An 18,969-nucleotide genomic window follows, 5' to 3' on the forward strand; every position below is an offset into this window, starting at 1 on the left:
TGTTTCAGTGCGTTCCGTTTTGCGTGAACGCCCGTGCGCTGTTTTGTGAGCCTATGACATAAAACTTGGTACTTAGAATGAATTTCGCCGGTCGGTTGTCCGGTCGAATGTGATGTTCCAGTCTCCGGTTGGAATGGCGCGCCCGCCTACAAGGCAGTTTTCGCTCTGGCAATTCGTCACGATCGAGAATGCAATCCGTTTCCCGATCTTTGCATCAATCACGGATGGCTTGAACGGGCTTTTCATGGGCTGCCCCAGTATGGCGATTGGCCAAGCGATGTCTCGGACCAAAAAATAGCCACCCGGCAATTCCATAACCGCGTTTTGCGGTGTGTTTATGGACTGCCCGACGCGCGCGTTAAAAGGAAATACATTCAAAAGAGAGTAGTCACCCGTTTCTGTCTGCAGGAATATCACAACGCGGGAAACAAGCTGGAAACTGTCGTGCAAAAAAATACGCATATTGGGCACAGGTATGCCGTCTATGGTAACTGATACGTCTCTTGATAAAGGGCGTAACAGGTAAGCCGCGCCCACAAGATAGCGGGAAATGGGTTCAAACTTGGTTCCGATGGTTTGGAGAGCACCAAATACGATGCCAAAGCCAAGAAAAATGACCGTTACAACAAACTTTATCATACAACGTTCATAATCCCGGCGAATTCGCCGATACAAGGTGTTTGAAGCCTTGTCACACACCAATCCCACATGTATACGCGCGCAATGTCCTACGGGATATTTGCGGCGGGGTGATTCCCGCCGTTTGGGTTCGATGAGGGTTTGCGATGGTCGCTTGTCCTCCTCTCAACTCCAATGCCAATAAAAGGCTGTTCAATGAACCAGAACATCCGTATCCGGCTGAAGGCGTTTGACTACCGCGTTCTTGATGCTTCCACACAGGAAATCGTCAACACCGCCAAACGTACCGGTGCCACGGTCCGCGGTCCGATCCCGCTGCCCAACAAAATCGAAAAATTCACCGTTCTGCGTGGCCCCCACGTAAACAAGAAGTCGCGTGACCAGTTCGAGATCCGTACGCACAAGCGTATGCTCGACATCGTCGACCCGACTCCTCAGACCGTTGACGCCCTGATGAAACTCGACCTCGCCGCCGGCGTTGACGTCGAGATCAAAGTATAAGGGGGTCCTATGCGCTCTGGTATTATCGCAAAGAAAGTCGGGATGACTCGCGTCTTCATGGAAGATGGCAAGCAAATCCCAGTGACTGTTCTGCAACTCGAAAACCTGCAAGTTGTTGCTCAGCGTACCGCTGAGGAGCATGGCTACACAGCTGTTCAGCTGGGTGCCGGTGCAGCCAAAGCAAAACGCACATCCAAAGCCATGCGTGGTCACTTCGCCAAGGCGAATGTTGAACCCAAGCGCAAGGTTGCGGAATTCCGCGTTGCGCCTGAAAACCTGATCGAAGTGGGCGCGGAAATCACCGCAGAACACTATAACGAGGGCCAGTACGTTGACGTATCGGGCATCTCGATCGGTAAAGGTTTTGCTGGTGGTATGAAGCGTTGGAACTTTGGCGGTCTGCGCGCGACACACGGTGTCTCGATCAGCCACCGTTCGCACGGTTCCACCGGTCAGTGTCAGAACCCCGGTAAGGTTTTCAAAGGCAAGAAAATGGCCGGTCACATGGGTGCTGCCCGTGTTACCACTCAGAACCTTCAGGTTGTGAAGACTGACGCGGATCGCGGCATCATCATGATCAAAGGCGCTGTGCCAGGTTCCAAAGGTGGCTGGGTCACCTTGAAGGATGCCGTTAAAAAGCCGCTGCCAAATGACGTGCCTACTCCGGCCGCCATTCGCGCGACTGAAGCCCCCGCCGAAGCACCTGCAGAAGCTCCTGCAGAAGGAGGTGACGCATGAAACTTGACGTGATCAAACTCGACGGCGCCGCAGCTGGTTCCGTAGATCTGGACGAAGCACTGTTTGGCCTTGAGCCTCGTGCCGACATCCTGCACCGTGTGGTCCGCTGGCAGCGTAACAACGCCCAAGCCGGTACCCACAAGGTTAAGACACGCTCGGAAGTGAGCTACTCCAAGAAGAAGATCTATCGCCAAAAAGGCACCGGTGGCGCACGTCACGGTTCCCGTAACGCGCCGATCTTCCGCAAGGGTGGTATCTACAAAGGCCCAACACCGCGTTCGCACGGTCACAGCCTGCAGAAGAAAGTCCGTGCACTCGGCCTGAAAATGGCGTTGTCCGCTAAGGCCGCAACTGGTTCGCTGGTTGTGATCGAGGACATCAACACCGACGGCAAGACCAAGACCCTGTCCAATCAGGTCAAGGCTCTGGGTTGGAAGCGCGCGCTGATCATCGACGGAGCTTCGGTTGACGAAGGTTTCGCCAAGGCAGCTCGCAACATCGAAGGTCTGGACGTTCTCCCAACTATGGGTGCCAACGTCTATGACATCCTGCGCCGTGACACGCTTGTGCTCACCAAAGCAGGTGTCGAAGCACTGGAGGCTCGCCTGAAATGAGCGCGAAAGCACAACACTACGACATCGTTCGCAAGCCGATCGTAACCGAGAAAACAACAATGGCATCTGAGAATGGTGCCGTGGTTTTCGAAGTCGCCATCGACAGCAACAAGCCACAGATCAAAGAAGCTGTTGAAGCTCTCTTTGGTGTGAAGGTGAAGGCGGTTAACACCACCATCACCAAAGGTAAGGTCAAGCGTTTCAAAGGCACCACTGGTCGCCGTAAAGACGTTAAGAAAGCCTATGTCACCCTTGAAGAGGGTAACACCATCGACGTGACCACAGGTCTGTGATGGTGGCAGTGAGGTGAGACCTCACGCTATGGTCTGAAATTGAAGGGTCCTCGGTGCAAGCCGGGGGCCTTTTCTTGTCTTGGCCCAAGAGGATGAGCGAACACCAGGGCATTTCCCCTTATGCCGTTTCCGTTTCAAGACGATGGTGCCCTCAAATAGGTCGCGTGTTGAGGGAACTATGAACAAACAAATCGCGGAATTTTTGGGAACATTTACGCTGGTGTTGATCGGCTGCGGTGCCGCTGTGATCGCGGGCGCAGACATTGGTTTGACCGGTATTAGCTTTGCCTTTGGTCTGGCCTTGATTGCCATGGCTTATGGGATCGGCGCGGTGTCTGGCTGTCATATCAACCCGGCGGTTTCGCTTGGGATGGTCGCTGCGGGGCGGATGAGCGTCGGTGAGGCCGTTGGTTACATCATCGCCCAAGTCGCGGGGGCCATCGCAGGCGCCGCGGTCTTGATGTTGATTGCTTCCGGCAAGGCAGACTACACGGTTGCGGCCAATGGGCTTGGCCAAAACGGGTGGGGCCCGGGCTATCTGGGTGAATACACCATGATCGCGGCATTCGTTTTCGAAGCGGTGGCAACGTTTTTGTTTATGGTCGTCATCCTGGGGTCAACAGGGGCAGGCGCACCGACGCAACTGGCCGGTTTGGCCATTGGGTTGTCGCTGGTCGCCATTCACTTGGTCGGTATCAATGTGACCGGTGTTTCGGTCAATCCGGCCCGGTCCATTGGCCCGGCTTTGTTTGCAGGCGCAGGCGCGATTTCGCAGCTCTGGCTGTTCATCGTGGCACCCATCGCAGGGGCCGTGGCGGCAGGCATCTTGTTTCGCAGCGGTCTTGTGTCAGCTGAAGAAAACTAAGCCTTCACCGCGATAACGGTATGAACTAATTATGGCCTTCGGTGAAAACCGGAGGCCTTTTTGTCAAAGGCTTGGGGCAAAGAACACTTCGTAGAGCAGCTTGAGAGAGACCACGGCCAAGGCGATCTCAATGATCAAAAAGAACAGTTTTTCAGAGAGCAAGCGGGAGACAGTTGCCCCGCTTGCCGCCCCCGCCAGAGCGCAGGGCGCGAGCCAGAGGGCCTGAATGGCGCTGTCCCAAGTGATTTGCCCAGCGAGTATGAAGGGCGGGACTTTCATCAGGTTGATGGCCGTAAACAGTATCGTTGTGGTGCCCAGATATACCATTTTATCAAGGCGTTGGGGCAGCACATAGGTCTGATAGGGCGGGCCACCTGCATGGGAGATATAGCTGGTCAACCCGGTGAGCGTACCCCAAAAGAGCCCGCGCGGAATATCGGCCGGTTTGGCAGGAATGTCCTGCTTTGAAAACCGCCCCCAAAGCGATTTCATGAGGTAAAACAATCCTATAAGCGCAACGAGAAGCTTGACGACGTCGCCCGGCACATAAGAAACTGAGCCAAAGCCAAGTAAAATCCCCAGAATGGACGCAGGTAGCAGAATTTTCAGGTTTCTAACCGAAAATGCTTTGCGAAACAGATAGATGGCATAGAAATCCGCGACAATGTAGATCGGGAGCAATAGCCCCGCGGCTTGTGCCGGATCCATAAACAGCGACATGAGCGGAACAGACAGCATCGCGATCATCGGCACGCCGCCCTTTGAAAGGCCCATCAAAAAGGTCGCGAGCCCGGCGACAATCCAATATTCCATGACATGCCTTTGTTGAATGCGACCCGGTGGCCGGTCCTGAGAGCGCGCTCTCTTGTCCCTGTTAATCCGATGCGGGCGGCTGGTCTAGTTTGGCCGGCACAGTGACGTCACCAAAATCCGGCGCAAAGCGGCGTTGTGGACCAGACGGGCCACCCAAAGGGGTGAGACCAGCCAGTGACATTTCAAATCTGTGTTTGTTTACAAGGGTGTCATAAGATTGACGACGCCGAACCGATGTGCAAACTCGCACAGCCCTTCGGAGACACACATGCGCCTATTATTCACTCTACCGCGCTTTCATACGAATATGTGGTTTGCTGTTCGCCAAATGATCGCCGATGGGCATGCTATTGAATTGCTTGTGAATTCTTCCGCCGGATCGGAGGACCACTCGGCCTTGAAGCCCAAGGTTATGGGCAAATACCCAAGTCGCGCCGAGGTTGAAAAGGCCGTTCGGCAGTTTGAGCCCGATGTGCTCTTTATTCGCAATGCGTGGGCCATCAGTCGGCGTGCCTCCCGAGCTGGAAAAAAGCTTGGGATACCTCGGGTGCTGTACAACCAATTGCCCTATAATCGGCAAACAACATTGTTGCGACGGCTCAAGCTTGCGCATAAGGGGCTACCGGCGCATCGGATTACCCCGGTCGCCGGGCTGCCTAACGGCGGATCAGGCGATCGTTTTGGGCGTTATCTCCCCTGGCCGGTGGGGCAGTTGCCCCATACAAAATGCGCGATAAAACACCCGCCAAAGTTACGTGTTTTGCTGGTGGGGAAGTTCAATTCCGAACGTAAGAACCAACATCTATTGATAGACGCGCTGGAACAGAGCGGCGTTGCGGATCAGATCGAGCTGACCTTGGTTGGTTCGATGCCGTCCGAGGATCATCCTCATCGCACTGCGTTGGACAAACTCGGGCAAAAGCCGTGGGTGACATTGGTCGGCAACGTTCCGTTTCTTGAGATGGCCGATGTCTATGCGCGCCATGACGTGTGCATTTTGCCAAGCTTTGGAGAGCCTCTTGGAACCGCGCCGGTCGAGGCCATGGCCTATGGTGTCGTGCCGGTAATCTCCAATGAATGCGGGTCCGCTGGCTACATCACGCATGGTCAGGATGGGTTGGTTGTGGATCCGCATGATATGGCGTCTGTGGCGCAACACTTGGGGCGGCTGGCATCGGACCGTGAAACGGTAAGCGCTCTTGGGCGGGGCGCGACCGCAACCTACGAAACCCATCTCAGCGAGCCTGTTTTTTCGAGCAAGCTCACAGCCTTGTTAAACGACGTGACATCGGGGCGACATGCCGCTGGGATGTGACCGGCGCGGTTTTTCAGCCCAAAGTTACGTTGTTTCCCAGCGTTTTAGAATGTTTTGTACGAGGTGGCTTGAGCTGGCGTAGCTGACGAATTGTACATCCAGATCGCTGTTTCGCACGGTTTCCAGCGCCCCGCAAACGGCATCTTCAATCCAGTCAAACCTGTTGCCAAAGGCCCCGCCGCCGATCAACGTCAAAAAGACCCGATTATTGCCAGTGCGGGCCGTGTTGCGTAGGGCGGCCAACAGTGTGGCCTCATAGCTGGCTTCAAGGACAATCCGGGCCAGAGGCTCCCATAGGTCGGGGGCGTCGTGGCCATAGGCGACTGGCAGGGCGCTGCAAAAGGCTTGGGTGACCAGGTGATCAGCCTGTCCGAGGGTGACTTCTGTGTCTTGTTGAATGCCAATTTGCAGCGTGGCCTTGAGGAGATCGCGTTCCTGCGCTGTAAGTTTCGACAGCGCGGCGTTCAGGCGCGACAGCCCATCTGGGGTTGGGAGGGCGTAGCCGTTTTGCATTTGCCAGTATTGGTGGTGGTCATTGTTGAGCGCATTGGCAAGCCCGGCGAGACAATTGATTTGATGCCGTGAACTTTGTCCGATCTGGTCGCCCAGTGGCACAAAGTAGTTGCGAAAAATCGTTCCGGCACCACAGGCGATGGCGCAGGCTGGCCCTTGGGTCAGATCGTCTTGATAGAGGGTTACCCCGTCTTCGGGGCAATAGCTTGGATAAATCATTTCCAGCAGGTTGAACTGAGAGGCGACCTGAAAAAACGCACCGGCATTTGCGGGAACCCGGTGGAGATCCTGAACGTTCGCAATGACTTCTGAAACCTGTGTCGGGGCGTTTTGCGGGATTGGAATGTGACGCAGATCGGCCAAGCTTGGGCAGGTCAAATCGCCGATACGATAGCGATGATTGTTGGCCCGAGACATCAAAAAACCGTCCTGCACCACAAGGGTGTCGCGAACAGAGTCCAACGTTTCCAACGGGATACCGGTTAAAGAGGAGAACCAAGACATGGGCGGAACCTAGGGCGGTTGATGGCTGGCGTCAATGTCACCCAAAGGCGCAGGAGACGCATCGGCGCGGCGTTGAAGCTGTGGAATTTTTCCCGGCGGCGCGACCCGCCATGGCATGGGGCAGGCCGGGACAATTCGCTGGACGCGGGTGCGAAGTGGTTTGAAATTTTTCTGTGATTTCACCTGAGATTGCGGGAGGGTTGGCGGTGTTTTCGGGCCCCGTTTTGGTGCAAGATTTGCGGCGCGCTCTTGGTCGATGACGCGGTTTCCTGCGGGCATTGCCTCTCTGAGTTGGGCAAGGATTGGCGCAGTCGCAACGCCAAGCTGGTGAGCGCGACGATGAGGGGGCAGGCCTCTGCGGTACAGATTTTGGTCAAAAGCGGGGTTTTGCGACCGTGCGCTGCGTTAAACCACCCCGTTTAAGCGCGTGTTAAGGGGCAATTGGTGCAAAACAGGCCGCGTTTGGGGGAGATTGCCCCGGCCTTTTTCGGCCCCTGAGAGCAGGGCTTGAGGCCAATGTGTAGGATTCTGGCCGAGTTTGGGAGAGATTGGCCAAGGAGGAGGCGTGGTGGCGAAATTTGCCCGAAATTGGCGATCACATTGCCGTGATTGACGCAGTTTTTTGCACGGAAAGTGGCCCTGATCCGCGGCAATCTGCACCCTAGTGGGGGCAATGAGACAGGTCACAGAAGGCTTGCGGGCACGATGCGGTGGGCCCGCCTGATGCCCGTTTGGTTCCCGTTTGGAACGACTGGGGCAAAACGCGCTTGGGTGGTGACCGAGCGGTATTTGGAAAATTCGTATTTTGCTATCAGGCCGGTCGGTCACGATGACAGCGGGCCTCAGGAATGGACAGCGGGCCCCAGGAATGGACAGCGGGCCCCAGGAATGGACAGCGGGAATGGGAACATTTCATATTTGGCAAGCCAGTTCCCGATGGCGGAACTTGCTGACCGCTATAGGGTTGAATTGGGTGCTGTTGGCCCTGAATTGCCAAGGGGCGGCGCGGCTTGGATGGCGGAACTTGCGAAGGTCTGACGATCTGGTGGCTCGAAGAGGCGGACGGGTTACATCTTAGTCGGATCAACCCGCACTTTGCCTGCCCCTAGGGTCAGCCGTGTTATTCTGTGTCGATTGCTGAATTTAACACGCGCTCACATTTTGCCCAATATACGACGGGTTTCAAACGAGGGCGCGTGACCCTCCATGGGGATAGCGGCGATCAGGAGCATCTGAAAATCACTGGTAAGCCGCCCAGAGTCTTTTCGGCTCTGCACGACGAGGTGCTTGAGACGCAAAGGACGCAGTCTGTTGCCCCGGTTGAGGGCCGTGACGTGGACCATGTCTTTGACCTCCCGGCCCAGTTGGGCGCGCATTTTTTCGGGTTCCGCTATGGCAGATTGCCAGAGATGGGGATGGTGCAACGCTGCGCTAAGGTTTTGGGACCAAGAGTTGAACCGGACCCTAAACGTCCCTTTTGGCGGGAGTTGTGGAAACCCTGACCGGTGACGAGGTGTTGAAGAGGTGGCAGCCTGAGCGGTGAACCGGTGCATCGCCGCAGGGGCGGGAATGCGGTTTGTTCTAAAGGGGCCAGTTAGGCAGGCACAGTAAGACAGGCACAGTAAGACAGGGCCCTAACAGAAAAAGGGCCACCCGGTTGGGCGGCCCTGTCGTGATTTTATGGGAACACAGGCTTAGTTCGGGATGTCGCCTGTGATGCCTTCTACGTAGAAGTTCATGCCAGCCAATGTCCCATCGTCGGCGGTTTCGCCTTCGGCAAGCCAGTCAGAGCCGTCTTGCTTTTTGATTGGGCCGGTGAAGCTGTGGTATTCGCCGGATGCGAGGCTCTCTTTGAGGGCCAGAGCGGAGGCTTTGAGCTCAGCCGGGACGGCGTCGGAGATTTCACCGATGCCAACCATGCCAGCGCCGATCCCATCCCAGGTGTTGCCGCTGGTCCATGTGCCATCCATGACCTGACCGACGCGTTTCACGTAGTAGGGGCCCCAATCGTCGATGATCGAAGACACGCGTGGCAGCGGGCCATAATCGGCCATGTCAGAGGCCTGGCCAAAGGTGATGACGTTGCCGGCTTCTTTGGCAGCGGCCTGAGGCGCGGTGGAGTCGGTGTGCTGAAGGATCACGTCAGCGCCGTTTTCGATCAAGGCGCGGGCGGCGTCGGCTTCCTTGGCAGGATCGAACCATGTGTAGGCCCAAACGATGCTGAATTCGACGTCAGGGTTGACGGCTTTGGCGTGGAGATAGGCCGAGTTGATGCCGCGAATAACTTCGGGGATCGGGAAGGAGGCGATATAGCCAATCTTGTTGGTCTTGGTCATGTTGCCAGCGATGTGGCCCTGAACCGCGCGGCCTTCGTAGAAACGGGCGCTATAGGTGGCGACGTTGTCGGATTGTTTGTAGCCGGTGGCGTGCTCAAACTTGATGTTTGGGAACTTGGAAGCCACGGCGAGCGTTGGGTCCATGTAGCCAAAGGAGGTGGTGAAGATGATGTCCGCCCCGGAGAGAGCCATCTGGGTGATGGCGCGTTCGGCGTCGGCACCTTCCGGTACGCTCTCTTGGAAGATGGTTTTAACTTTGTCGCCATAGGCAGCTTCGACCGCGAGACGGCCTTTGTCGTGCTCGTAGGTCCAGCCGCCGTCGCCCACAGGGCCGACATAGATAAAGCCGACGGTGGTCGGATCATCGGCCCAGGCGGAGGTTCCGGCGATGGTTGCGGCGGCAACCGTGGCAAGCAGTGTTCTGCGGTTCATAGTTTAGTCCCCATTGGTGGTTTCGTTGTTTAAGTTTGTCTCTGACTCGTCGGGTGGCGCGTTGAGCAGGCCCGAGGTGATCAGACCTGCGGGGATCGCCACGATCCCCAATCCCACAAGCAAAGTTATCGCAGTAAAGACCCGACCGCCAGTGGTGACCGGATAGACATCGCCATAACCAACGGTTGTGAGTGTTGCGATGGCCCACCACGCGCTTTGCGGGATGGAGCCGAAAATCTCGGGCTGGGCGTCTTTTTCGAAGTGATAGATGCCAACAGCAGCAAGGAAGAGCACAATGGCGGCCAGCACACCAAAGAGCAGCATTTCTTCGCGGTTTGAGCTGATCGCATGTTCGAGGCGCAAAATGGCGCGGCGCATCCGCAAGAGCTTGAGCAGGCGGAAAATGCGCATCAGGCGCAGGGTGCGCAGGACTTCGGAATCGGGAATGAGGAAGAGCAGCGCCGGGACGATCGACAGGATGTCGATGAGGCCCCAGAAGCTAAAGACATAGCGCCACCGGCTTGGCGCGCTCCAGAGGCGCAGGCAGAATTCGGTGAGGAAGACCGCCAGAAGCGTGGCTTCGAGAGCGGTCAGGATGCGTTGCGTATCGGTGTTTTGGCCCGGCATGCTTTGGAGCGTGATGGTAAAGGCCGACAGCACAATCGCCACATGCAGCCCCACCAACGGCAGTTTGCCGTAGTGGGGATCATGGCCCTCGAGGGCCTGAGCGATGCGGGTTTTGTGGTCTAACGTCATGCGGGGCTGGGGGCGGGCGTTTAACTGGACGCGTGGAAGGAGCGGCCGAGCGAGGCCGGGGCCCCATGGGCACCGCGCGCCGAGATAATGACCAGCACCAGAATGGTGATGAGATAGGGCGAGGCCGAGAGCAGGGCGACGGGCACGTTGGCTCCGGCGGCCTGAAGGTTGAGTTGCAACACGGTGACGCCGCCAAACAGATAGGCCCCGATCAGGATGCGCCAGGGACGCCAGCTTGCAAACACCACGATGGCCAGCGCGATCCAGCCTGCGCCTGCGGTCATGCCTTCGGTCCATTGCGGCACACGCACGAGCGACAGATACGCCCCGCCAAGCCCTGCACAAGCGCCGCCAAAGAGGATGGCAACCATGCGGACGCGGACAACTTTGTAGCCAAGCGCATGGGCGCTGTCATGGCTTTCGCCGACGGCGCGCAGGATCAACCCACCGCGGGTGAACTTGAGGAAGGCCCAGACCGCAGCGACCAGAGCGATGCTGAAATAGACCATGATATCATGGGAAAACAGCATCTTGCCCACGACCGGGATGTCAGACAGCGGACCAAGATCAAGTTTCGGCAGGGTGGGGGATTTGATGCCCTCATAGGGTTTGCCGATCAGCGCCGACAGGCCCAGACCTGCAAGGGTGAGGCCAAGGCCGGTGGCGACTTGGTTGGACAACAGGTGCTGGGTGAGGAAGCCAAAGGCGAGGGACAGCGCCGCGCCCGCAATGGCAGCAGCGACAAAGCCCACCAGCGGGTTGGAGGTGTTGACCGCGACGGCAAAACCAACAACGGCGCCTGTGATCATCATGCCTTCGACCCCGAGGTTGAGCACCCCGGATTTTTCAACGACGAGTTCGCCGATCGCCGCCAGGAGGATGGGCGTCGCCGAGACCATGATCGAGGCAACGAGGAGGACGGGGGAGATTGAACTCAGGTCCATTATTCGGTCCTCTCTTGCAACGGTTGATTAACGAAACGAGGGGTGTACCGGCACACGGGGTGGTGCCGCCGGCCTGAAATTTGAGTTGCTGGCCGCGCACTTCTCAACTTGTGCGGAGACCCAGAACAATGAAGGGCGGACGAGACATTGAAGACATCAGGAGATTGATCGAAGACGGTCATCACACCACCTCCTTTTTGGCCAGTCGGAGCCGGTAGTTGGTGAACACGTCGGTGGCGAGCAGGAAGAACAGCAGCATGCCTTGGAAGAGCTGGATCGCCGCGCCGGGCAGACCGAGCATAAGCTGAGCGAGTTCGCCGCCAATATAGGTGAGCGCCATAAGCAGCCCTGCCAGCAGAATGCCGATGGGGTTCAAGCGGCCAAGAAAGGCGACGATGATGGCGGTGAAACCATAGCCCGCATTGAAATCAATGCTGATCTGACCGGCGGGCCCGGTGGCTTCGAACATGCCCGCCATGCCCGCCAAAGCCCCGGATATGCCAAGGCATAACAGGACGATACGGGTTGGATTGACGCCGGAAAAACGCGCGGCGCGGGGGGCTTCGCCAGTGAGGCGGATATTGAACCCTTGGATATGGCGGCTCATCAATACATAGGCGGCGATAACGGCGATCAGTGCGGCCACGACCCCCCAATGCATGCCGGTGCCCGAGATCAATTCGGCATTATGGGCGGCGTCCCACTCTTTGAAATTACGCGAGCCGGGAAAACCCATGCCCTCGGGATTGCGCAACAGGCCGGAGGCGACCGAGGCCAAAATGGTTTCGGCCACATAGACCAGCATCAGCGAGACGAGGATTTCGTTGGTGCCCAGCTTGGTCTTGAGGATCGCTGGGATCATCGCCCAGGCAAAGCCGCCAAGCGCACCTGCGATGATCATCATCGGAAAGAGGAGGACGCTTTGGGACGGATATAGCGCGAGGCCTGCGCCAGCGCCGCAGATCGCCCCCATGATGTATTGGCCTTCGGCCCCGATGTTCCAGATGCCCGCCTTGAACCCGATAGAGAGGCCAATGGCGATGAGGATCAGAGGCCCGGCCTTGACCAGCAGTTGCGGACGGGTGAAGCCGGAAAACTGGGCGCTAAAGATCGGATCCCAGAAGATGGTGCGGATCGCCTCAAACGGGTTGGCCCCAAGCGCGGCAAAGAGAATGCCGCCGACAAACATGGTGAGCGCGACCGCAAGAAGCGGGGAGAGGGCCGTCCAGCCTCGGGATGGTTGGGGGCGTTTTTCAAGACGCAGCATCGGCGGTCTCCATATCGTGGGCACCGCCCATCATCAGACCGATTTGTTCCATATCCAGCCCCTGTACAGGGCGCGGATTGGACAGGCGGCCTTCGTTTAAGGCGGCAAATCGGTCGGAAATTTCCATAAGCTCATCAAGGTCTTGGCTGATCACAAGGATTGCAGCGCCACCATGGGCAAGGTCTAAAAGCGCCTGACGGATCGAAGCCGCGGCGGCGGCGTCAACGCCCCAGGTCGGTTGGTTGATCACCAAGAGTTCGGGGGTTTGCACGATCTCGCGCCCCACAACATATTTTTGCAGATTGCCGCCGGAAAGCGCGCGGGCGGCGACGTTGGGGCCGGGGGTGCGCACGTCGAATTTTTCGATGACGTCTTCGGCAAAGGCGCGGGATTTGCCCCAGTCGATAAAGCCGTTTGAGACCAGTCCGGCGCGTTTTCCGGCGGTGAGAACACCGTTTTCGGTCAGGCTCATATCCGGGGCGGCGGCGTGGCCGAGACGTTCCTCGGGGGCGGAAAGCAGGCCGGGCAGGCGGCGCTCACCGGGGCCATGGCGGCTGACATCATTGCCTTGGAATTCCACCATGCCGGGATCAGAGAGCCGTTCGCCAGAGAGCGCCATCAGCAACTCGTCCTGGCCGTTGCCAGCGACACCACCAAGGCCAAGCACTTCGCCTTTGCGCAGCTCAAACGAGATGTCGCGCAGGGGCGTGCCGATGCCATCCTGGGCCGGGAGGGTCAGGTTGCGAACCTTGAGCACCACCTCGCCCAGTTGCACATCGCGGGCCTTGGGGGTGGCGAAACTGCTGCCGACCATCATCTCGGCCATCTCGCGGGCCGAGGTTTGAGACGGCGTGCAGGTGCCAACGTTTTTGCCGTGGCGCAGGATGGTGGCGTGATCACACAGGGCGCGAATTTCTTCGAGCTTGTGAGAGATATAGAGGATCGACGTGCCTTCGGATTTGAGCTTGCGCAGGGTCTCAAACAGGATGTCGACCTCTTGCGGGGTCAAAACAGATGTGGGTTCATCCATGATCAGAAGGCGCGGATCTTGCAAGAGGCAGCGAATGATTTCAACGCGTTGACGTTCACCAGCCGAGAGGCTTCCGACTTGGCGGGCCGGATCAAGGGGCAGGCCGTATTGTTCGGACACCTCGGAAATGCGTGCGGCGAGATCGCGGGGTTTGGGTGGGTTTTCCATGCCAAGCGCGACATTTTCCGCCACGCTTAGCGCGTCAAACAGCGAGAAATGTTGGAAGACCATGGCGACGCCAGCCTGTCGCGCGACCGAGGGTTTGGGGGGCGCAAACGCGGCCCCGTCCAAAATCATCGCACCGCGATCGGGGCCAACAAGACCGTAGATCATTTTGACAAGGGTGGATTTGCCCGCGCCATTTTCGCCCAAAAGCGCGTGAATTTCACCTTTGCCAATGTCAAAGGAGACGTCGTCATTGGCCACCACGCCGGGATAGGCTTTGGTCAGGCCTTGGATGCTGAGGAGGATATCGTCCACGCGCTCTCTTTCCTGTTGTCCAGCGTAAGTAGCTGGGAGGCCACGCCTATGGCAATGGCATGCGGATGTTTGCCCAGCTGTTTTTGACCAATTGGGCAAGTTATGCGGTCTATTTGGGCGGGCGTATGGCCAAGCGCGGCCAGACGTTTGCGAAAGCGCGCCCATTTGGTGTCAGAGCCGATCAGACCAGCGAACGTGAAGCCGTGACGCAGGGCGCTGTGACAGAGCCGAAAATCAAGCTCATGGCTGTAGGTGAGGATGAGATGCGCGGCATCTGTGGGCGCGTGCGGCATCAGGCGTTCGGGCGCGCGGGCGGGCAAAAGGGTGACCGCGTGCGGCGGGTTGCCTGGAAAGCGATCCGGCGCGGTGTCGACCCAGGTCAGGGCGAAATCGGGCAGCGCCGAGAGCGTGTCGACCAAGGCGCGACCCACATGACCGGCCCCCCAAATCCACAGGTCGGTTGTGGGGGTTTGAACCGGTTCGATCATCCAGCCCTGAAGCAGCTGGGGCATCGGTTTTTCACCCCGTGCCCGCGCCTTGTCGAGCAGGCGGCAGACCGCAAGCGGCGTGTCGCCCGGTCCGCGTGCGATGGTGGTTTTCCCCTGTAGATCAGGGAGTTGTTCTGCGGTAAAGGTTTCGGTCAACAGCGTCACAGCGCCACCGCAACATTGGCCAAGTTCGGGGCCGAGCGCGTGGCGGCTCAGACCGGTGTTAGTGAAAGCATTTTGCGCTGCTTGGTATTCCAAAGCGCCGCCACCGATGGTGCCCGATTGGCCGCCCGGCCAGACAAGCATGGCGGCACCAACCTCGCGGGGGGAGGAGCCCGCGACATCAGCAATCACCACACGGGCGACGGTGCCGTGGGTCTGGATGGCTTGGGTCAGGGCGTTGAGATCAAAGCCCATCGCGCACCTTTTGCACCGCTTTGAGCACCCGTTCCGGCGTGGCGGGGGCGTGTAGATCAGGATAGGTTTCGCCGCAAGCCGACACCGCATCCGACAGCGCCATCAAAGCCGAAATGCCGAGCATAAACGGCGGCTCTCCGACAGCTTTGGAGCGATAGATCGTCTCTTCGCGGTTGTCATCTTGCCAGAGATCAACGTTAAAAATATCAGGGCGATCCGAGCAGGCGGGGATTTTGTAGGTCGAGGGCGCATGGGTGCGCAAACGGCCCTTATCATCCCAAATCAGCTCTTCGGTGGTGAGCCATCCGGCCCCTTGGACATAGCCGCCTTCGACCTGCCCAATGTCGAGCGACGGATTCAGGGACGCACCGGCGTCATGCAGAATATCGGTGCGCAAGATGCGGTTTTCACCGGTGAACGTGTCGATGACCACCTCGGTGCAAGAGGCCCCATAGGCAAAATAAAAGAACGGGCGGCCCTGTCCGGCGATGGGATCCCACTCAACCTTGGGGGTTTTGTAAAAGCCGGTGGAGGACAGGCTAATCCGGCCTTCGTAACAGCGCTTGGCGGCTTCGGCGAAGGAGATGTCGGTGCCATCGACAAAGACGACACCGTCTTCGAAGGCGACTTCGGTGCCTAGATGTTCTTCCATCCGGGCGCGGATCGTTTCGCAGGCCAACTTGACCGCCATCCCGTTGAGATCAGTACCGCTTGAGGCGGCGGTGGCCGAGGTGTTGGGGACTTTGCCGGTATCGGTGGCGGTGATTTTGATCGCCTCAAGCGGCTGGCCAAAAACCTGCGCGGCGACCTGTGCCACCTTTTGAAACAGACCTTGGCCCATCTCGGTGCCACCGTGGTTAATCTGGACCGAGCCATCTTGGTAGACATGCACCAAGGCCCCGGCCTGATTTAGGTGGGTCAGCGTGAAGGAGATGCCAAATTTCACCGGGGTCAGCGCGATGCCGCGTTTCAACACCGGATTGCTGGCGTTCCATTCGGCGACGGCGGCGCGACGCGCTTGGTAATCGGCGCTGGCTTCCAGGCGGGCCACCATCTCATCCAGAACGAAATCTTCGACCTCTTGGCCATAGGGGGTGTGCGTTCTGGGAGGGGCGTCGGGGGCCGAAATATCCTTGGAGGCGCTGGGGGTTTCTGGTGTCTCTGGCGTGTCATAGAAATTGGCGCGGCGGACCTCTAAGGGATCGCGGCCGAGATCAAAGGCGATGTGATCCAGAACCCGTTCGATCCCAAGCATGCCCTGCGGACCGCCAAAACCGCGAAAGGCGGTGGCGGATTGAGTGTGGGTGCGCAAGCGATGGCTTGCGATGCGCACATTGGGAAGGAAATAGGCGTTATCGGCGTGCAACATGGCACGGTCTGCCACGGGGAAGGACAGGTCTTGGGCCCAGCCACACCGGGCCAGTTGTTCAAATTCGATGCCATCAATGCGCCCGTCTGCATCATACCCGACCCGGTAATTGATGCGGAAATCGTGGCGTTTGCCGGTGATGGTGAAATCATCGTCGCGGTCATAGCGCATTTTGGCGGGCCGGTCGGTTTCGGCGGCGACCACGGCGCAGGCAATGGCGAGCGCGTTGCCCTGGCTTTCCTTGCCACCAAAACCACCGCCCATACGCCGGGTTTCGACCCGCACCGCATGCATGGGCAGGTCGAGCGCGTGGGCGACTTTGTGCTGGATTTCGCTGGGATGTTGGGTCGAGCTGTGGACCAGCATATCGCCATTGTCCTGCGGCAGGACCATGGCGGTTTGACCTTCGAGATAGAAATGCTCTTGGCCGCCCATTTCAAGCGAGCCGGAAAGCTGATGCGGCGCATTGGTGATCGCCTGCGCGGCGTCGCCGGATTGCCAAATGCGCGGGCTGCCATCGAATTCGCTTTGCGCGGCCATGGCGTCGTCGATGGTGAGAAGCGCCGGTTCTGTCGCATAGGTGATCTCGGCCAGTTGCGCGGCACGGCGGGCTGCAAGATGCGAGGTTGCGGCGACAAGGAAGACCGGTTGACCGAAATACATGATTTTATCGCGCGCCAGAAGCGGTTCGTCATGCACCGAGGGCGAGCAATCGCAATCGGAGGGCAGGTCGCGGGCCTCCCAGACGCTGACGACGCCGGGGGCATTTTTGACCGCGTCGAGGTTGATCGAATTTATCGTGCCATGGGCGATTTGCGACAGGCCAAAAGCGAGATGCAGGCAGGAGGCCGGGGTGGGAATATCGTCGATATACCGCGCTGCACCGGTGACATGCAGGCGAGCGGAATCGTGGGGCAGAGGTTTGCGGATGCTCATGGTTGAATTTTTCACGGGCGCATTATTCATGGGCTCACCTCCAGCACATTGGTGGCGGCTCCGAGGGTATCCAGAAGGTAGCGCGACAGCATATTACGCGCCGAGGACAGGCGGTAATCGGCTCCGGCGCGCATATCGGTCATGGGGGCGAAATCGCGCTCCCAGGCATCCCAGGCGGTGGCGATGATGTTTTCGTCCCAGGGGTGATTGGTTATCGCCTCTTCGACATGGGTGGCGCGTTTGGGAGTACCGGCCATGCCGCCAAAGGCGATGCGGGCGCTGGCGATGTGGCCGTCGGTGATGGTCAGATAGAAGGCCCCACAGACGGCCGAGATGTCTTGGTCAAACCGTTTGGAGAGTTTGTAGACGCGCAGGTTGTCGGGTTGTTTGGCAAAGGAGATGGCTTCGACGAATTCGCCGGGGTAGCGGTCTTGTTTGCCATAGTCGATGTAGAAATCTTCGAGAGGCATTTCGCGCCGGGTGTCGCGGAACCGAAGATGCAGGGTTGCGTTGAGCGCGATGAGGGCTGGAGGGTTGTCGCCGATGGGCGAGCCGTTGGCGATATTGCCGCCGATGGTGGCGGCGTTGCGCACCTGGGTCGAGCCATAGCGGCGGATCATCTCGGCATAGGAGGGGTGATGGGCGGCCATGAGGGTATGGACCCGGTCCATGGTGACGCTCGCCCCGATGCGCAATGTGCTGTCCGTTTCGGTGATCTGTTGCAGATCGGTGCAGCGGTTGAGGAAAATCGCAGGCGAGATCGGGCGGAACTGTTTGGTGACCCAAAGCCCGACATCGGTGGCCCCGGCGATCAGGGTCGCATCGGGGATCTGGGCGTAAAGCTCGGCGAGATCGTCTGAAGTTGTTGGGGCGTGGGAGGTTGCGTGCCCGTCAAGAGGCGCGGTGCCGTTGGGCGCTGCCCCCCCGCCCGAGAGGGTTTCGGGGGAGGAGGGGTTTGAGCCGGGCAAGACGAAACCAGGGGTGGTTTCGGGGAAGGCGGGTTTTGGCTGAGCCGCGAGTGTCTCGGCGGCGCGGATGATCGGGGCATAGCCGGTGCAGCGGCAAAGATTGCCCGCCAGCGCGTCGTCATGATTGGTGTTGTCGTTGAGATGCGCAACCGCCATGGAAACCGCGATTCCGGGGGTGCAAAAGCCGCATTGGCTTCCGTGATGCTGGATCAGCGCCTCTTGGGCCGGGTGCAGGGCGTCGGCTGAGGCGAGGCCTTCGACGGTGCGTATGGCCTTGCCGTGTAATTGCGGGAGCAGCAAGATACAGGCGTTGAGCGCGCGGCTGCCATTGGTGTCGGTGACCATCACCGTACAGGCCCCGCAATCGCCTTCGTTGCAGCCTTCTTTGGTACCCTTGAGATTTTGGGTGTCGCGTAGCCAGTTGAGGAGTGTCGCATCGGGGGAGACATCTGACAGCTCCACGCTCTCTCCGTTGAGAAGAAAGGTGATATTCATGGGTTTTGCCAGCCGCGTTACTATGTCCCTGAGGCCGGTTGATCCGGTGTCTCAGGTGCGCGCCCTCGATGCGGCGTAGAAAACGCGCTTGATCCCTGTTGTTCTGTTCAGGCTAGAGGCGGGGCGGTAAAAAAGGCAAGGAAAAAGTGGGTTTTATATGCAGGCGCGGGTGGGGCGCCAAAAAAAAAGGCGGTCGCTCGGGGCGTCAATGGGGCGGCCGAGGGTATTGATCTGGGCATGGATTAGGTCGCGGATC

General features: G+C 58.6%; 18 protein-coding genes. 7 read left to right on the forward strand and 11 right to left on the reverse strand.

Going from position 1 to position 18,969, the window contains the following annotated elements; all coding sequences use genetic code 11:
- Positions 1-72: 72 nt before the first annotated feature.
- Complete coding sequence (locus ACRBB0_RS23035) at positions 73-639, reverse strand: hypothetical protein (RefSeq protein WP_431376824.1); 567 nt, start codon at positions 637-639, stop codon at positions 73-75.
- A gap of 195 nt (positions 640-834) precedes the next feature.
- Between ACRBB0_RS23035 and rpsJ the strand changes: the two genes are divergently transcribed.
- From rpsJ to ACRBB0_RS23060, 5 genes are all read left to right on the forward strand, one after another.
- Positions 835-1,140 carry a 30S ribosomal protein S10 gene (gene rpsJ, locus ACRBB0_RS23040; RefSeq protein WP_121631216.1) on the forward strand — a complete coding sequence of 102 codons (306 nt, stop codon included), beginning with the start codon at positions 835-837 and terminating at the stop codon, positions 1,138-1,140.
- Between the two features lie 9 nt (positions 1,141-1,149).
- On the forward strand, positions 1,150-1,878 hold the full coding sequence (rplC, locus tag ACRBB0_RS23045; protein ID WP_431376825.1) for a 50S ribosomal protein L3: 729 nt from the start codon (positions 1,150-1,152) through the stop codon (positions 1,876-1,878).
- Positions 1,875-2,492 (forward strand): 50S ribosomal protein L4, encoded by a 618-nt coding sequence (gene rplD, locus ACRBB0_RS23050; RefSeq protein ID WP_431376826.1) that lies wholly within the window; start codon positions 1,875-1,877, stop codon positions 2,490-2,492. Before rplC ends, rplD begins: the two co-directional genes overlap by 4 nt.
- Positions 2,489-2,785, forward strand: a complete 297-nt coding sequence (locus ACRBB0_RS23055; protein WP_299930652.1) for a 50S ribosomal protein L23 — start codon at positions 2,489-2,491, stop codon at positions 2,783-2,785. Before rplD ends, ACRBB0_RS23055 begins: the two co-directional genes overlap by 4 nt.
- Positions 2,786-2,963: 178 nt before the next feature.
- Positions 2,964-3,650 carry an aquaporin gene (locus ACRBB0_RS23060; protein ID WP_431376827.1) on the forward strand — a complete coding sequence of 229 codons (687 nt, stop codon included), beginning with the start codon at positions 2,964-2,966 and terminating at the stop codon, positions 3,648-3,650.
- Positions 3,651-3,713: 63 nt separating this feature from the next.
- Here the strand turns inward: ACRBB0_RS23060 and ACRBB0_RS23065 are convergent, their stop codons facing one another.
- Entirely contained in the window at positions 3,714-4,463 is a 750-nt protein-coding gene (locus tag ACRBB0_RS23065; RefSeq protein ID WP_431376828.1) for a sulfite exporter TauE/SafE family protein, read from the reverse strand.
- Positions 4,464-4,731: 268 nt separating this feature from the next.
- On the opposite strand from ACRBB0_RS23065, the gene ACRBB0_RS23070 reads away from it, so the two are divergent.
- Positions 4,732-5,778, forward strand: a complete 1,047-nt coding sequence (locus tag ACRBB0_RS23070) for a glycosyltransferase family 4 protein (protein ID WP_431376829.1) — start codon at positions 4,732-4,734, stop codon at positions 5,776-5,778.
- A 24-nt stretch (positions 5,779-5,802) separates the two neighbouring features.
- Here the strand turns inward: ACRBB0_RS23070 and ACRBB0_RS23075 are convergent, their stop codons facing one another.
- Positions 5,803-6,795, reverse strand: coding sequence for a hypothetical protein (locus ACRBB0_RS23075; RefSeq protein WP_431376830.1), 993 nt, complete (start codon positions 6,793-6,795; stop codon positions 5,803-5,805).
- Between the two features lie 21 nt (positions 6,796-6,816).
- Here ACRBB0_RS23075 and ACRBB0_RS23080 point away from each other — a divergent pair, with 21 nt between their 5' ends.
- Entirely contained in the window at positions 6,817-6,972 is a 156-nt protein-coding gene (locus tag ACRBB0_RS23080; protein ID WP_431376831.1) for a hypothetical protein, read from the forward strand.
- 1,517 nt (positions 6,973-8,489) lie between these two features.
- On the opposite strand, the gene ACRBB0_RS23085 is transcribed toward ACRBB0_RS23080, so the two are convergent.
- The 8 genes from ACRBB0_RS23085 to xdhA form a co-directional block, all read right to left on the reverse strand.
- On the reverse strand, positions 8,490-9,563 hold the full coding sequence (locus ACRBB0_RS23085) for a BMP family ABC transporter substrate-binding protein (RefSeq protein ID WP_431376832.1): 1,074 nt from the start codon (positions 9,561-9,563) through the stop codon (positions 8,490-8,492).
- Between the two features lie 3 nt (positions 9,564-9,566).
- Complete coding sequence (locus ACRBB0_RS23090) at positions 9,567-10,319, reverse strand: ion transporter (protein ID WP_431376833.1); 753 nt, start codon at positions 10,317-10,319, stop codon at positions 9,567-9,569.
- 20 nt (positions 10,320-10,339) lie between these two features.
- Positions 10,340-11,263, reverse strand: coding sequence for an ABC transporter permease (locus ACRBB0_RS23095; protein ID WP_431376834.1), 924 nt, complete (start codon positions 11,261-11,263; stop codon positions 10,340-10,342).
- A gap of 181 nt (positions 11,264-11,444) precedes the next feature.
- Entirely contained in the window at positions 11,445-12,530 is a 1,086-nt protein-coding gene (locus ACRBB0_RS23100) for an ABC transporter permease (RefSeq protein WP_431376835.1), read from the reverse strand.
- On the reverse strand, positions 12,517-14,040 hold the full coding sequence (locus ACRBB0_RS23105) for an ABC transporter ATP-binding protein (RefSeq protein ID WP_431376836.1): 1,524 nt from the start codon (positions 14,038-14,040) through the stop codon (positions 12,517-12,519). The genes ACRBB0_RS23100 and ACRBB0_RS23105 overlap by 14 nt, the downstream gene beginning before the upstream one ends.
- On the reverse strand, positions 14,007-14,945 hold the full coding sequence (gene xdhC, locus ACRBB0_RS23110; RefSeq protein ID WP_431376837.1) for a xanthine dehydrogenase accessory protein XdhC: 939 nt from the start codon (positions 14,943-14,945) through the stop codon (positions 14,007-14,009). Before xdhC ends, ACRBB0_RS23105 begins: the two co-directional genes overlap by 34 nt.
- Complete coding sequence (gene xdhB / locus ACRBB0_RS23115) at positions 14,935-17,250, reverse strand: xanthine dehydrogenase molybdopterin binding subunit (protein ID WP_431376963.1); 2,316 nt, start codon at positions 17,248-17,250, stop codon at positions 14,935-14,937. Before xdhB ends, xdhC begins: the two co-directional genes overlap by 11 nt.
- A gap of 26 nt (positions 17,251-17,276) precedes the next feature.
- Positions 17,277-18,713, reverse strand: a complete 1,437-nt coding sequence (gene xdhA / locus ACRBB0_RS23120) for a xanthine dehydrogenase small subunit (protein ID WP_431376838.1) — start codon at positions 18,711-18,713, stop codon at positions 17,277-17,279.
- Positions 18,714-18,969 lie beyond the last annotated feature (256 nt).

The organism is Pelagimonas sp. (genome assembly GCF_050633425.1).
Lineage (GTDB): Bacteria > Pseudomonadota > Alphaproteobacteria > Rhodobacterales > Rhodobacteraceae > Pelagimonas.

Coding starts and splice junctions, on each gene's coding strand:
- ACRBB0_RS23035 (WP_431376824.1), bottom strand. CDS start 639: ATGATAAAGTTTGTTGTAACGGTCATTTTTCTTGGCTTTGGCATCGTA.
- ACRBB0_RS23070 (WP_431376829.1), top strand. CDS start 4,732: ATGCGCCTATTATTCACTCTACCGCGCTTTCATACGAATATGTGGTTT.
- rpsJ (WP_121631216.1), top strand. CDS start 835: ATGAACCAGAACATCCGTATCCGGCTGAAGGCGTTTGACTACCGCGTT.
- xdhB (WP_431376963.1), bottom strand. CDS start 17,250: ATGAGCATCCGCAAACCTCTGCCCCACGATTCCGCTCGCCTGCATGTC.
- ACRBB0_RS23090 (WP_431376833.1), bottom strand. CDS start 10,319: ATGACGTTAGACCACAAAACCCGCATCGCTCAGGCCCTCGAGGGCCAT.
- ACRBB0_RS23095 (WP_431376834.1), bottom strand. CDS start 11,263: ATGGACCTGAGTTCAATCTCCCCCGTCCTCCTCGTTGCCTCGATCATG.
- ACRBB0_RS23055 (WP_299930652.1), top strand. CDS start 2,489: ATGAGCGCGAAAGCACAACACTACGACATCGTTCGCAAGCCGATCGTA.
- xdhC (WP_431376837.1), bottom strand. CDS start 14,945: ATGGGCTTTGATCTCAACGCCCTGACCCAAGCCATCCAGACCCACGGC.
- ACRBB0_RS23065 (WP_431376828.1), bottom strand. CDS start 4,463: ATGGAATATTGGATTGTCGCCGGGCTCGCGACCTTTTTGATGGGCCTT.
- rplC (WP_431376825.1), top strand. CDS start 1,150: ATGCGCTCTGGTATTATCGCAAAGAAAGTCGGGATGACTCGCGTCTTC.
- ACRBB0_RS23075 (WP_431376830.1), bottom strand. CDS start 6,795: ATGTCTTGGTTCTCCTCTTTAACCGGTATCCCGTTGGAAACGTTGGAC.
- ACRBB0_RS23100 (WP_431376835.1), bottom strand. CDS start 12,530: ATGCTGCGTCTTGAAAAACGCCCCCAACCATCCCGAGGCTGGACGGCC.
- ACRBB0_RS23080 (WP_431376831.1), top strand. CDS start 6,817: ATGGCTGGCGTCAATGTCACCCAAAGGCGCAGGAGACGCATCGGCGCG.
- ACRBB0_RS23060 (WP_431376827.1), top strand. CDS start 2,964: ATGAACAAACAAATCGCGGAATTTTTGGGAACATTTACGCTGGTGTTG.
- xdhA (WP_431376838.1), bottom strand. CDS start 18,713: ATGAATATCACCTTTCTTCTCAACGGAGAGAGCGTGGAGCTGTCAGAT.
- rplD (WP_431376826.1), top strand. CDS start 1,875: ATGAAACTTGACGTGATCAAACTCGACGGCGCCGCAGCTGGTTCCGTA.
- ACRBB0_RS23085 (WP_431376832.1), bottom strand. CDS start 9,563: ATGAACCGCAGAACACTGCTTGCCACGGTTGCCGCCGCAACCATCGCC.